The 14032-nt window shown below is 69.5% G+C and carries 9 protein-coding genes; 3 read left to right on the forward strand and 6 right to left on the reverse strand.

The features are described 5' to 3' along the window. Positions 1-827 precede the first annotated feature (827 nt). Complete coding sequence (locus ABZX61_RS64075) at positions 828-1211, forward strand: cell division protein SepF (protein ID WP_350742559.1); 384 nt, start codon at positions 828-830, stop codon at positions 1209-1211. Between the two features lie 952 nt (positions 1212-2163). Here the strand turns inward: ABZX61_RS64075 and ABZX61_RS64080 are convergent. The 5 genes from ABZX61_RS64080 to ABZX61_RS64100 all read right to left on the reverse strand — a co-directional run bounded on the left by ABZX61_RS64080 (position 2164) and on the right by ABZX61_RS64100 (position 10050). Next, complete coding sequence (locus ABZX61_RS64080; RefSeq protein ID WP_355212737.1) at positions 2164-3453, reverse strand: hypothetical protein; 1290 nt, start codon at positions 3451-3453, stop codon at positions 2164-2166. A 162-nt stretch (positions 3454-3615) separates the two neighbouring features. Further along, positions 3616-5343: an arginine--tRNA ligase gene (gene argS / locus ABZX61_RS64085; RefSeq protein ID WP_355212739.1), complete on the reverse strand. Its 1728-nt coding sequence runs from the start codon at positions 5341-5343 to the stop codon at positions 3616-3618. Continuing rightward, complete coding sequence (locus ABZX61_RS64090) at positions 5340-7760, reverse strand: HAD-IC family P-type ATPase (protein WP_355212741.1); 2421 nt, start codon at positions 7758-7760, stop codon at positions 5340-5342. Before ABZX61_RS64090 ends, argS begins: the two co-directional genes overlap by 4 nt. 40 nt (positions 7761-7800) lie before the next feature. After that, positions 7801-8820: a phosphate acyltransferase PlsX gene (gene plsX / locus ABZX61_RS64095; protein ID WP_355212742.1), complete on the reverse strand. Its 1020-nt coding sequence runs from the start codon at positions 8818-8820 to the stop codon at positions 7801-7803. Between the two features lie 672 nt (positions 8821-9492). Beyond that, a complete protein-coding gene (locus ABZX61_RS64100; protein WP_350742569.1) occupies positions 9493-10050 on the reverse strand; it encodes a DUF1707 domain-containing protein in 558 nt (185 codons plus the stop codon). Between the two features lie 178 nt (positions 10051-10228). Here ABZX61_RS64100 and ABZX61_RS64105 point away from each other — a divergent pair, with 178 nt between their 5' ends. Together ABZX61_RS64105 and ABZX61_RS64110 are read left to right on the forward strand one after the other, a co-directional pair. After that, on the forward strand, positions 10229-11545 hold the full coding sequence (locus tag ABZX61_RS64105; RefSeq protein WP_355212743.1) for a lysine 2,3-aminomutase: 1317 nt from the start codon (positions 10229-10231) through the stop codon (positions 11543-11545). A 462-nt stretch (positions 11546-12007) separates the two neighbouring features. Further along, complete coding sequence (locus tag ABZX61_RS64110; RefSeq protein ID WP_355212745.1) at positions 12008-13015, forward strand: hypothetical protein; 1008 nt, start codon at positions 12008-12010, stop codon at positions 13013-13015. 834 nt (positions 13016-13849) lie between these two features. Here the strand turns inward: ABZX61_RS64110 and ABZX61_RS64115 are convergent. Further along, positions 13850-14023, reverse strand: a complete 174-nt coding sequence (locus tag ABZX61_RS64115; RefSeq protein WP_192788369.1) for a hypothetical protein — start codon at positions 14021-14023, stop codon at positions 13850-13852. Positions 14024-14032 lie beyond the last annotated feature (9 nt).

Below are 14032 nucleotides of genomic sequence, written 5' to 3' on the forward strand. Positions count from 1 at the left end.
AAGTTAAGCTTCTCTGCGCCGATGGTACTGCACTCGGGAGGGTGTGGGAGAGTAGGTCGCCGCCGGACAATCTTTGGAGGGGGTTCGACGCCTTGGGCGTCGGACCCCCTTTTTTTTGTGTGCTGTGTCGGCTGTGATGGGAGCTGTGGGGCGTTCCCTGGCGCGGCCGGCTGCCCGCCCGCACCCGACGGCCCAGGACGCGTGTCCACGCGCCTGAGGCGTTGGCCCGGGCGCCGCATTCTCATACGTATGCCGTCGCGCCCGTCCACGCCGCTGCGCATCGGTCTGCACCCCGCACCGAATTCGCCTGCCGTCTCCGTCGCCTCCTCGGTCTGCACCCCTGTACCGAATTCGAGTGCCGCCTCCGTCGCCTCCGTCACCTCCGTTGAATAGAGGACGGGCATCGGCCGGGCCCGGCTGGCGACCACAGTCGAATAGAGGATCGGCATCATGCTGGCTCGGCGGGTGATCACAGAGAGTGACTTCCGGCGGCGAGAGGGAGTCGGCGAGGGTGAATTGGCGGGGCTCTGCGTGGTTCATCCCGATGGCTACTCTCTGCATCCGCCCACGAGTAACCGGAGAGCCCAGCAGGCAGCGCGCCGCGCGATTAGGCTGGAAAGCCTTGGCTGGTGAAGGCGTTGAACAGTGGAGAGGCGCACGTGACCGTTGGCGGGCGGTGGTCGGATATCCAGATGCAAGCGGGCTGCAAGCTGTACAAAATGGAATTAGGGCTGGGCGTGTCGCGTGGCGAATGCGGAATCGTCGGTTACCGTCCAATGTGTAGGGACGTGCCGATTACGGTGAGTTCCTGAGGAAAGGACAAGCCGATGGGGGCAGTGCGCAAGGTGGTGAGCTACCTTGGCCTGAGCGGGGTCGATCACTACGACGAAGGCTATGACGACGACGAGAACTACGAGGACGAGTACGTCCCCGCGACCGAGCGGGCCGCCAGGCGGTGGCGCGCGAACGTCGACTCGTCACGAATCGTGATGGTCCAGCCGCTCAAGTACAACGACGCGCCGTTGATCGGCCAGCACTTCCGTGACGGACAGACGGTGATCATGGACGTCTCGGGCATGGCTATGCCTGAGGCGACGAGGATGGTCGACTTCGCCGCCGGGCTGGCCTATGGGTGCGAAGGGCGGATCGAGCGCATCGCCGACCGCGTCTTCCTGCTCGCGCCGGCGCACGTGGAGATCGAGACCACCTGAGTGTGGTAACCGGGCCGCTGGGCCGTGGTCGGCGCGCAGAGGCGAGCTGCGCTGACCACGACCGCCCGGCGGGGTCGAGCCGGTGGCCGGGTGAGGAGGCGGATCGTCGATGCGCCACCGACCTGAGCCATTCAGGCAGGCCGTCAGCGAGTCGCGGTCCGCTGGCCCCTGGGCGGGTACCCAATGACGACCAGCCCCCTGAACAGCCCAGATGCTGTCCACTGATCGGTGTGCGCTTCCTGACACGCCACCCGTCCACGGCACTCCGCCTGGACGGCGGCCGGAGCCGATTACCGTAAGTGTTGACCCCGTTCACCGAGGGCCCGATGCCCGTGAGCGTCCAGTCCGGTCACCAAAGGGGCCGATGGCTGTAAGTGTCCGCCCGTTCGCCGACAGGCCGATGGCCGTGAGTGTCCAGTCGGGTCGCCATGGGGTTGATGACTGTGAGAGTCCGCCCGTGGGCCGCGGCGGGCCGATGCCGTGAGGTCTGGTCCGATGGCCGAGTGGTCCGATGCCGGTGAGCGTCCAGTGCGTTGGGTGTGGGGTTGTCGGACGTAAGCCACCAGACCGTTGACCGAGCGGACCGGCGATCGCAAACGTCCTGTTCGCATCGCCAAGCGGCCGACATCCGCATGTGCCTTGTCCGTTCGTCAGGCGGCTGACGACCCGCAAGCGTTCTGTCCGTATCTCGTGCGGCCGGCGATCATAAGCGCCGTGCCCGTTCGCCAAGCGGCTGGCGACCGCGAGCGTCCTGTCAGGTTCTCACGCACCCGGCGATCATAAGCGCCCTGCCCATATGTCAGGCAGCCGATGAGCGGCAGCGTTTAGCCCGCGTCTCACGCGCGCCGATGAGCGGAGGCGTCCAGCCCGCATCTCACCCGCGCCGATGAGCGTAACGTTCAGTCCGGTGGCCGTAAGTGAGCCGGTAGTGGCCCTTTGCGGGGGAGTGGGGTCAGCTGGCGCGGGGGCCGCGGCGGATGAGGCGGGTCAGTTCGGCTGCGTCATCCGTGGCCTGCTTGGCGCGCTCGTCCGCCTCCCTCGCGTACGCGTGCAGGGCCCACACCGCCCCCTCCGCCAGCTCCTTCAGCTCGCTGACCTGGGCGGCCACGTACCGGCCGTCGGCTTCGACGAGTTTGCGGCGCTGCCAGAGCTGCCACCCGGCCAGGCCGATCATGGCCACCGCGGCGGCGGCGAACAGGCGGCTGGAGATGACCGCCCCGACGAGGCAGGCGATGCCGGCCACGATCAGGACCATGGCCGCCCACGGACGGGGGCGGGGCATGACGCCGTCCGCGACGAGCGCGGCCTCGGCGGCGGCCAGCGACGACGCCTCCGGGCCCTCCGGGCGCAGGTGGATGCGGTGGCCGAGAAGGGCGACGGTGAGCGTGGTGGGCGGCGCGAGGCGGCTGTCGGCTTCGAGCTCCTCGGCCACGCCGCGCAGGATCGGCCCCGCCACGTGCAGGGCGATCGCCGCCAGGTGCGGGTCGGAGCCGGGGCGGAGGTCCTCGAGCAGGTACGAGTTGAGCGAGGCCATCGGGCCGGCCGGGCCACCGAGGCCGATCAGGAAGCGCAGGATGGCGAGCGGCTCGTCCTCCGCCCAGCTGGAGGCCGGGCTGCCCGAGCTGTTGTCGAGCGAGACGGCGGTGTCCTGATCGGCCTGCCGCGTCGAGGTGATCTCGGCGCACCGCCCGCGCAGTCTCGCGAGGCGGGCGGCCGCCATGGCGGGTCTGGCCAGTTCGGGGATCTCGGCCATCTCCGGGAAGTCGACCAGCGATGGCGGCACCACGACCGACGGCTCGCCCGGCACCAGCGCCTGCACCCATTGCTCCGGGTCGGCGTGTTCCTGGACGGCCAGGGCATCGAGTTTGCGCAGCACGAAGATCTTGCCGGCGGGGCCGTACGCCCCCCGGGCAGCGGCCAGCCAGAGCGAGCGCTGGCCGTGGGAGACCGGCCGGTCGAGTGAGAGCTCGCCGAAGGCGGTGCCGAGCCAGGAGGCGTGGATGCGGCTGCCCTGCCCGGACACCGCGAGGGCCAGGCAGAGGAAGAGCGCGGTCTGCTGCTGGTCACGCCCGGCGGCCCTGCTCAGCGGCTCCAGCGGGTCGTCGCCCGCGAGGATGGCGACCAGCGCTTCGATGGCCGGGGGCAGCCAATAGCCGGGTATATCGCGAAAACCTGGTGCGGCGGGAGGCGCGGCGCCCTTGGCGGCGAGGTGAGCGAGCAGCGCCTCAGCGTAGCGATGCAACTCCGTAGCCGCTGGGGGGCTCGCAGTAAGGTCCGTGCTCAAGGCAGAGAACTCCCCCATTTCGGCCTCAATTCATGACCGCGTAAAGCCTAGCCGTTCGGGCGCGCCAACCAGGTGAAGGCGCGCCCACGGCGGATCTGCGGGCTTTGAGCCAACTGCCTGTTACATACGCTCGGGAACGGGGACACCCAGTAGGTTGAGCCCCTTCTCCAGAACGTCCAGGACCAGCTTGCACAGGGCCAGCCGGTGTTGCCTGGTCTCCGGGTCGACGCCTTCCTTGGTCACCGGGCACTCATCGTAGAACGTGCTGAAGAGGCTGGCGGTCTGGAACAGGAAGTTGCACAGCCGGTGTGGCTCGGACTCGGTGGTGGCCTGGGAGACCACCTCGCCGAAACCGAGCAGCTGGAGGCCCAGCGCGCGCTCGGCCGGTGCGGCCAGCACGATGGGGCCCGTCGCGTCGGCCGGAGCCATCTCCGCCTTGCGGAAGATGGAGCGGATCCTGGCGGTGGCGTACTGCATGTAGGGGCCGGTGTTGCCGGTGAAGCTGATCATGCGGTCGAAGTCGAGGACGTACTCGCTGTCGTGACTGACCGACAAATCGGCATATTTCACCGCGCCCATGCCGACGGCGTGCGCGATCTCCTGCGTGGTGGCCTCGTCGTAGCCCCGGTCGGCGATGGCCGCCGTGGCCCGGTCGACGGCCTCCTGGAGCAGGTCCATCAGCTTGACGGACTCGCCGGAGCGGGTCTTGAACCGGCGCCCGTCCTTGCCCAGCATCATGCCGATCTGGACGTGCTCGGCCGAGACCGAGTCGGGCAGCCAGCCCGCCAGCCGCGCCCCTGCGAACACCATCCGGAAGTGCAGCGCCTGCTCGTTGCCCACGACGTAGAGGATGCGCTCGGCCTTCAGGTCGTGGACGCGGTAGCGGATCGCCGCCATGTCGGTGGTGGCGTAGCCGTACCCGCCGTCGCTCTTCCTGATGATCAGCGGCAGCGGCTTGTCGTCGGAGCCGGTGAAGCCGGGCGGGAACACGCAGAGCGCGCCGTCGCTGATCACCGCTGTCCCGGCCGCCTCGAGGTCGTCGCACGTCTTCTGGAGCATGGGGTTGTACATGCTCTCGCCGGCGAGGTCGGCATCGGTCAGCGTCACGCCGAGCAGCTGGTAGACCTTGTTGAAGTAGCGGACGGTGGCTTCCATGAACACGTGCCACAGCCGCATCGTCTCAGTGTCGCCCGACTGCAGCGTGGTCACCCGCACCCGGGCGCGCTGCCTGAAGTCGTCGTCGGAGTCGAACTTCGCCCGCGCCGCCTGGTAGAACTCCGTGCCCTGGCCGGCCTCCAGCTGCGCGACCGCGGCCTCCTCGCCGATCTCGAGCAGGTGCTCGATGAGCATGCCGAACGGCGTGCCCCAGTCGCCGAGGTGGTTCTGCCTGATCACGGTGTTGCCGAGGTGCTCGTGCAGGCGGGCCAGCGAGTCGCCCACGATCGTGGTGCGCAGGTGGCCGACGTGCATCTCCTTGGCCGCGTTGGGCGCGGAGTAGTCGATCACCACGGTCTGCGACGGCGTGATCGTGCCGACGCCGAGCCGCGGGTCGGCCAGCATCCGCCCCGCCTCGGACTCGATCCACGAGTCCTCGAGGGTGATGTTGAGGAAACCGGGGCCGCTGACCTCGACCGTGCCGGGGAAGTCGGACAGCTCCGTCTTGATCGCCTCGGCGACCTCCCGCGGCGCCCGTCGCAGTCGCTTGGCCAGGCTCATCGCGACGTTCGCCTGGAAGTCGGCGAACTGGGAGGGCCGGATCAGCGGATCTGCGTCGGCGTGCTCGGAGCCGAACGCGCGGGCCAGCGCCTGCTGGACGCGCTCGGTGAGCATTATCTGCGGGTCGGTCATGTTCTAAGGGTACCGGCGACCTTGACAGCGACGCTTATCATTACCGCCGCCACGATCGAGATGCCGACGGCGGTCAGATCGTTGCTGAGGTCGCCGGGTTCGAGGGCGAAGAAGTGCCGTACGAAGGGGATCGTCAATCCGATCGCGAACGCGGCCGCCATCGATGCGACCAGCGCGATCCGCCACCAGTTGAGCGGCCTGGCGATCAGCACGAGCACCCACCAGGTGGTGAGGAAGAGCGTGATCACCGCCGACGTCTGATCCTCGACGAGCGTGGACGTGCCGCTGTGAGCGGCCCAGAACGACAGCAGGACCGCCGCCGCGCACAACACCCCCGCGGGTACGGCGAAGCGCAGCACCCTGGGGACGAACCCCGGCTTCGAGCGCTCGAACGTGGGCGCGAGCGCGAGGAAGAGCGCGGGGATGCCGATGGTCAGGGCGTTCGTCAGGGTGGAGTGGCGGGGCGCGAACGGGAACATGACCCCGGCCACACCGACCACCAGCGACAGCACGATCGCGTAGAAGGTCTTGGTGAGGAAGAGGTTGGAGACGCGTTCGATGTTGGCCAGCACCCGCCGTCCCTCGCCCACGACGTGCGGCAGCGTGGCGAACTTGTCGTCGAGCAGCACCACCTGCGCGACCGCCTTGGTGGCCGGGCTGCCGGCGCCCATCGCGATGCCGAGGTCGGCGTCCTTGAGCGCGAGCACGTCGTTGACGCCGTCGCCCGTCATGGCCACGGTGTGGCCCCTGGCCTGGAGCGCGGTGACGAACTGCCGCTTCTGCCGGGGGCTGACGCGGCCGAACACGGTGTGGGAGTCGAGCAGCTCGCCCAGCTTGGCCTCGTCGTCGTAGGGGAGGTCGCGGGCGTCGATCGAACGGTGCGCGTCCGGGATCTCGAGGCCGGTGGCGATGGCGGAGACCGCGGTGGGGTTGTCGCCGGAGATGACCTTGACCGTTACGCCCTGCTTGGCGAAGTAACGGAGGGTTTCCTGGGCGTCGGGCCTGACGCGCTGCTTGAGCGTGACGAGCGCCACCGCCTCGATGCCCGCCCCGTCCGCCTCGACGCCTGCCCCGTCCGCCTCGATCTCCGCGCCATCCGCCTCGACGCCTGTCCTGTCGGCCTCGATGGGCGTCCTGTCCGGCTCGGTGCGCGCCTCGGCCGCCTGAGGTGCGGGCAGGGTGCGGGCGCGGCCCAGGACGAGCACGCGGGCACCGGTGGTGGCCAGCTCGGCGGCCCGCTCGTAGGCGTCCCCGCCGTCGAGCAGCACGTCCGGCGCTCCCAGCACCCACGCGCCCCGCTCGCCGAAGTGGGCCCCGCTCCATTTACGCGCCGACGAGAACGGCACCGTCTCACCGGCCGTCCACCCGTCCCGGGCGTTCTGGTAGCGGGCCCGGATGGCCTGGGCGGTGGCGTTCGGCGAGTGGTCGAGGTGGGCCAGGGCGGCCAGCGCGTCCTCGACCGGGTGGCCGTCGCGCAGGGGCAGCACCTGGTCGAGGTCCATGCCGCCGGCGGTGAGCGTGCCCGTCTTGTCCAGGCACAGCACGTCCACCCTGGCCAGGCCCTCGATCGCGGGCAGCTCCTGGACCAGGCACTTGCGCCGGCCCAGCCGTACGACGCCGACGGCGAACGCGATCGAGGTCATCAGCACCAGCCCTTCGGGGATCATGGTGACGATGCCCGCGACCGCGCCGGTGATCGCGGTGCCGAAGTCGGCGGAGTGCTTGAGCTGGCTGTAGATCAGCAGGGCCCCGATCGGGATGACCAGCCAGGTGATGTACTTGATGAAGTTCGCCACGCCTTCGCGCAGCTCGGAGTGGGCGAGGTGGAACTTGCTCGCCTCTTCCGCGAGCTTCACCGCGTACGCGTCGGTGCCGACCCGCGTGGCCACGAACGCGCCCGCGCCCGCCACGGCGAAGCTGCCTGACAGGACCTCGTCCCCGGGCTGCTTGTGCACCGGGTCGGCCTCGCCGGTCAGCAGCGACTCGTCCACCTCCAGCCCGTCGGACTCGATCACCTCGCCGTCCACCAGCAGGCGGTCGCCGGGGCCGAGCAGGATCAGGTCGCCTAAGACCACCTGGCGGGGCTGGACCAGCCGTTCTTCGCCGTCCCGCCGGACCCGTACAGGTGCCTCGTTGATCACCGCGAGCTTGTCGAGCGTGCGCTTGGCGCGGAGCTCCTGGATGATGCCGATCAGCACGTTGGCCACGATGACCAGGCCGAACAGGCTGTCCTGCCACTCGCCGAAGATCAGGACCAGCGCCCAGAGCACGCCGATGACGAGGTTGAACAGGGTGAAGACGTTCGCCCTGACGATCGCGCTCAGCGACCTGCTCGACCGCCGCGGCACGTGGTTGGGCTTCGCCCCCACCACCTGCGCCGAAGTGAGTCCGTTGGCCACTGTGGAGAGCCGGTCCACATAACCCCCTGTTTCTGTGGATCGGTCACACCCTACGGCGTCACCACAATCTGTGGGAGCGAGGCGTGGTGGCTGTCTTGTCGCCGATACGGGCCACGATTCCGGCCGTGGACAGGTCGGCCGCGAGCTTGCAGGCCGCGCTGATCCCGTCGGCCCTGGACGAGCCGTGGGCGATCACGACGGTCCCGTTCAGGCCGAGCAGCACGGCGCCGCCGTACGCCTCGGGGTCGAGGCGGCGGCGCAGCTCGCGGATGCGCGAGCGCTGCATCGCGGCGCCCAGCCTGGCCAGCCTGCTGTCGGTGACGGCCGCCCTGAGCTCGGAGAACGCGTAGCGGACCGCGCCTTCCATGGTCTTCAGCGCCACGTTCCCGGTGAACCCGTCGGTGGTGATCACGTCCACCTTGCCGGTCAGCAGGTCGTGTCCCTCGACGTTCCCCTCGAACCGGAGGCCGGGGGAGGCCAGCAGCAGCTCGTGGGCGCGCTTGACGAGCTTGTTGCCCTTCTCTGCCTCGCTGCCGATCGTGAGCAGGCCGACCCGGGGCGTCTCGATGCCGTACGCGAGCTCGGCGTAGGCCGTCCCCAGCTGGGCGAACTGCACCAGCATTTCCGGCTTGACCTCGGCGTTGGCGCCCGCGTCTATGAGCACGGTGGGGTTGGGGAGGGTGGGGATGGGGACCGCTATGGCCGGTCTCAGCACGCCTTGCTGGCCTTTGAGCCGCAGCCGGCCGGTGGCCACGATGCCCGCCGTCGAGCCCGCGGACACGACCGCGCCGGCGTCGCCGCGGCGTACGAGATGGCAGGCGACGGCGATGCTCGAGCGGGGCCGGCGCAGGCTCGCCAGCGCGCCCTCGTCCATCGCCAGGGCCTCCTCGGCCCGTACGATCGGGACCTCCTTGGTGGCGTCGTGGTCGGCGAGTGCCTCGTAGAGCACGCGGGGCGAGCCGACGAGCACGACGGACAGGCCGCGCTCCCGCACGGCGTGCACCGCTCCCGCGACGATCTCGTGGGGTGCGTGGTCGCCACCCATGGCGTCGATCGCGATGGGCCTGCTGTCGGACAATGATCACCTCGTACGGCATCGAGCCCGCCGCCACGGCTTGACCGGAACGCGGGCTCGGTATGTCCGCATCGTAGGCAAGGCAGGTGCCAGGTTAACCGGCGGGTAGGCCCTGTTGGTTCCCCCGAGGGCCCCTTCCAGTCTCGCCGACCACCCGGCCCGCTCCCCACACCTCGCCCCGGTCGCCCGGATCACCCCCCTGGCGCCTACCGCGACCCCTTCGGACTTGCCGCACCGGGGCTCGGCGCTTGCGGCATCCGGGGCGGGGTTCGCCGCGCTGAGCTCCGGTGCCTGCCGCACCGGGCTCCGGCGCCTGGGGCGGGCTTGCCGCACCGGTCCAGGCGTCTGTGGCGTCGGGGGCGGGGGCCTGCGGCACCGGGGTCCGGCGTCTGCGGCGGTTTCGCGCGACCGCCCCGGCCGCGCCCCCCGGGCACGCGAAGGCGTGGCCTAGGACCGTCGGGTCCGCGAAGGCGCGGCGTACGACCGCCAGGTCCGCTAAGGCGCGGCGTACGACCGTCGGGTTCGAGAAGGCGCGCGGACGGCCGCCGGGCCCGCTGAAGCACGGCGTACGACCCGTCGGGCCCGTGGGACGGGCGCGGCGGTGGGACGGTGTCGCTGCCGGGCCGTGACGGGCGTTGTCGGGCGTACGGGACATGGGCTTCCCGAGACGCCCGCTCAGTGGAGGTTCCAGTCGTCCTTCCCGCGCGACACGATCACCTTGGAGAACTTCGACGCCCCCGTGACCCGGATCAGCGGCCCGTCGGCCTGCGAGCCGCCCGTCACGCTGCGCTTGCCGAACATGGAGCTGCCCTCGTCGATCACGTGCGCGTTGTCAGGAACGCGCACGATCAGCTTGCTGAACCAGGCGTTCGTCTCGATGGTGATCTCGCGGCCGGGCAGCACCGCGTCCGAGAGGTCGATGATGAGCGCCCCGAACCGGGCGGACAGCCGGGTGTTGCGGGAGGCCACCCACCGCCCCTTGCGGATGATCTTGCTGAACTTCGAGTCGATGACCTGCTGCTCGATGGCGGCGGGCACGTTTGACGCGGACACCTCGGGCAGGTCCCGGGTGAGGGGGACGAGTTCGCCCACCGTCTTCGCCGCGTAGGCGACGTCCAGGCGGTCGGCGTGCTCGACGCTGGTGAGTCTTCCTGTGGCGAGGGCCTCTGACAGGACCGCGGCCACGCGGTCGCGGTCGGCGTCTGAGGCCCGCTGGTCAGGGTCATGGATCACGATAAATCAGTGTATGCCTATTCGCGATATGTCGCGAGTGCCCGCAAACCTCAAGGAAAACTTGGAGTCCAGCGGAACCGCTGACGTGCCTGGCAGCGTCCGGGTATTAAGAACCGTAGACGCGCGACAAGGTCGTGAGGTTTACACGCGATCGAACAAAAAAGATGGGAACGGCCTAGTGATCTTGAACCAAGCTGGCACGCGACGCTTCAAGGCGTACACGTCCAAGCACCTCGACGAGCTCTTGAAGCGTGCGGGGCTAGGCGACGATGAGCGGCTGAAGGTCCGCGCCGTCGCCACTGTGCTGCCGTTCCGGACCAACGCCTACGTCGTCGATGAACTCATAGATTGGTCGGCCGCACCCGACGACCCGATTTACCGGCTCGTCTTCCCGCAGGAGGACATGCTTCCCGCGACTGACGTAGCCCGGCTGGCGGACCTGCTCAAGGCCGAGGCGCCGAACGTCGAGATCCAAGCGGAGGCGAACCGGGTACGTGCCCAGCTCAACCCGCACCCCGCCGGCCAGAAGGAGCTCAACGTCCCGAGGATGGGCGATGAGCCGGTGCCCGGCATGCAGCACAAATATTCAGAGACCGCGCTGATCTTCCCCAAGCAGGGGCAGACCTGTCACGCGTACTGCACCTACTGCTTCAGATGGGCGCAGTTCGTCGGGGACGCGGACCTGAAGTTCGCCTCCGACGACATCGGCCAGATGGTGGCCTACATTCGCCAGCATCCCGAGGTCACCAGCGTCCTGATCACCGGCGGCGACGCGATGATCATGGGCGAGCCCGTCATCAGGCGATATATCGAGCCTTTGTTGGACCTGGAGCAGCTCGAGTCCATCAGGATCGGCACCAAGGCGCTGGCCTACTGGCCGCAGCGCTTCACCACCGACCCTGACGCCGACGCCACGCTCGGGCTGTTCGAGGAGGTGGTGAACGCGGGCAAGAACCTCGCGTTCATGGCCCACTTCACGCACCCGCGCGAGCTGGAGTCGCCGCTGGTGGAGTCGGCCGTCAAGCGCATCCTCGGCAGCGGGGCCACCATCAGGACCCAGGCGCCGCTGATCCGGTCCATCAACGACGACCCAGATGTGTGGTCGCACATGTGGCGACGGCAGCTCAGGATGGGGATGATTCCCTATTACATGTTCATCGAGCGCGACACCGGGCCCCAGGACTACTTCGCGGTGCCGCTGGCGCGCGCCTACGAGGTCTTCAGGGACGCGTACTCGACCGTCTCGGGGCTCTGCCGCACGGTCCGCGGGCCGTCGATGTCGGCCACGCCGGGCAAGGTGTGCGTCGACGGCGTCACCGAGATCGCGGGCGAGCAGGTGTTCATGCTCCACTTCATCCAGGCGCGCGACCCCTCACTCGTGGGGCGGCCGTTCTTCGCGCGCTACGACCCGTCGGCGGTCTGGCTGACGGATCTGCGCCCGGCCTTCGCCGAACGTTTCCCGTTCGAGCCCGCCGGCGCGCTGCTGCCCGTCTGACCGGTCGTCCGCGCCCACGCGACCGAAAATCCGCCCCCGCGGCCCGTGACATTTGTTTTCGCGACCCTTTGTTCACGGGCCGCCGGGGACGTAAATTTCCCAGGATCCGCTCCAAGTTTTCGTGTACGCGATCCAAAGCTTCCCCGTACGCGATCCGAACCGACGCGCTCGTGATGCCGAACCGAGCGCGCACAATATCGGAAACTAGACCCGTCTATTTCCCGTTTTGTCTCCCCGCTCAACGCTCTCCCTTTACTCGGTAACCGGCCTGCAAACCCCTGCTACATGGGCTTTCATGCGCCTGCGGCCGATCACTGCGAGTGGTAGAACTGCTGGCGTAGCTCAGCCGTGACGGCACGCTTCGTGTGGTGCCCATAGCGCGCCCGCCACGGCTTTCGGGGGTTATCGATTCGCATTTCCACCGCATTCGAGAGCGATCGATCACGAGCCGGGAAGGCAATCATGAATCGAGTAGTCAAGGCGGCTGTCGCCGTCACAGTATTCGGCCTGGCGGCGGCTTTGGCCGCGCCGGCACAAGCGGAAAACGGGAACAACGGCGTCAGGAGCGACGGGGGCGGCACCAACAGCCCGCTCGACAGCCTGCTGGGCGGCGGCCTGCTGAACGACGGCCTGCTGAGCGGGCTGATCGGCGGCGGCCAGCTGAACGGGCTGCTGGGCGGCGGCCTTCAGGGCAAGTCCGCGGCACAGCCCAGCCGTCCGATGACGGACGTCGAGCGGGACATCGCAGCAGAGAACCGGCAGAGGTACTCCACCACGCCGAACGCGGCCGAGGACGTCACCAACTTCGGCGGTCCGCTGCCGGAGCTGTCGCCGATCGTCGGCGGGTTCTCGCTCGGCGGCGGGGGCCTGACCGAGTCCCTGCCCGTGCCCGTCCTGTCGGGGGCGGCACGCATGGCACAGCCCGTCGCGACCTCGGTGAAGTCCGGCAAGCAGGGCGGCGGCCAGGTCGTGAGCGAGGGAGACACCCTGCGCGGCGCATACGACGCGACGACGGGCCTGCTCAACACGTCCTTCGGCGACGCGATGAACAAGCTGAACAACAACAGCGTGCTGCCGGGCACCGGATCCAGCCTGCTGAACACCAGCGCGGCCACGGCCAAGACCATGAGCGGCACCAGCAAGGGCGTCGAGACGCTGTCGGCCGAGTCGATCGTGGCCGGCCTCGGCGAGGCGGCCCGGCGGGCCCTGCCGCACGCCGCGAGCGGCCGGCTGTCGCCGATGATCGGCCAGGTCGCGCCGGTCGAGATGGCTCCGGTCATCGAGGCGCTGCCCAGCACCGCACAGGCCGCCTCCGTGGACGAGCTCACGCCGCTCGTCGAGGACACCTCGGGCGTCGTGTCCGCCAACGGCACCAAGGCCACCGGCACCTACGGTGACGTGCTGACCGCGCTCGGATGGTCCACCGACTCGCTGACGAGCTCGGTGCGGGACTCCTGGATTCGCGACTAGACGCGATCGAGGCGCCGTAGAGCGGCGGCTCGCCGAGGGCCGGGATGACGGTTCGCGGGCGTCCTAGGTGCCGACGCCCATGAACCGGCCGTACCGGCTGCGAAGCGGTCCCGTTCGCGAGCCTCAGCTGTTCCCTGAACGGCGTGTTCCCTTTCCCGGGCCGGACGGCTGCCGGCGCCCTGGCGCGGCAGGTCCGGTGTCGTCGCCGCGACGTGGCGCGTCGCGTGCCGATGTGCTGGAACGGCGGTCCGCGTGCCGCCCGTTCCCGCCCGGCAGGCCCGGTGCCGTCACTCTGGTGCGGTAGGTCGGCGGGGGCTGACTGGGAACACCGGCGCTCCGGCGCGGCAGGCCGGCAGGGGGCTGACTGGGGACGTTCTCGCACCGACGCGGCAGGCCGGCGGGGCGCTCACAGGTGCCGAGCGCCGACGGCACTGGCGCGCGTGGGTGGCGAGACCCCGCGCAAGCGGGCAGGTCTCATGACGGGCCTGGGCGGACGCGCCCACGCCCTGGCTCGCGCAGCGCGCCGCCACTGCAGGGCAGCGGCGTCGCACGAGCCCGCCGCCGACCCCGGTATCTGGGGTCGGCGGCTTTTTCATGCGCCGGCTGTGGGGGCCGTTCTTTTGCGCTGCCCGGGGGCCGGGCGAAACCCCCATCTTGTACGGCGGAGCACGGGCGGCGCCACCCGACGCACGTGGCTGAGCGCCTCCAGGGTGACGCCCGCTGACCCGCACGGGGCCGGCCGCCGTTACGGCGTGCTCTCAACCGTCCAAGAGGGGCGGTGGGTCATGGTCTGCGGAGTGGGTGATTGTCGGGATTACGGGCCGGTCGGAGGGCTCAGGGCAGGCGGACGCCGGTGCGACGTGCTATCTGGGCCTGCAGCCTGGCCATCTGCCAGTGCAGCTCCAGCAGCTGCTCGGCGAGCTGTATCCGGGGAATCTCGGCCACGTCCTCGGTGGCCAGGTGGTCGATCGCGGTCGAAAGCTCCACCATCGCGCGCTCCCACTCCATCAGCGTACC

The sequence above is a fragment of the Nonomuraea sp. NPDC003709 genome, from assembly GCF_040610775.1.
GTDB classification, from domain to species: domain Bacteria; phylum Actinomycetota; class Actinomycetes; order Streptosporangiales; family Streptosporangiaceae; genus Nonomuraea; species Nonomuraea angiospora_A.

Excerpts from the sequence above, each read along its gene's own strand:
- ABZX61_RS64075 (WP_350742559.1), top strand. The coding sequence starts at position 828 with ATGGGGGCAGTGCGCAAGGTGGTGAGCTACCTTGGCCTGAGCGGGGTC.
- argS (WP_355212739.1), bottom strand. The coding sequence starts at position 5,343 with ATGACCGACCCGCAGATAATGCTCACCGAGCGCGTCCAGCAGGCGCTG.
- ABZX61_RS64110 (WP_355212745.1), top strand. The coding sequence starts at position 12,008 with ATGAATCGAGTAGTCAAGGCGGCTGTCGCCGTCACAGTATTCGGCCTG.
- ABZX61_RS64115 (WP_192788369.1), bottom strand. The coding sequence starts at position 14,023 with ATGGAGTGGGAGCGCGCGATGGTGGAGCTTTCGACCGCGATCGACCAC.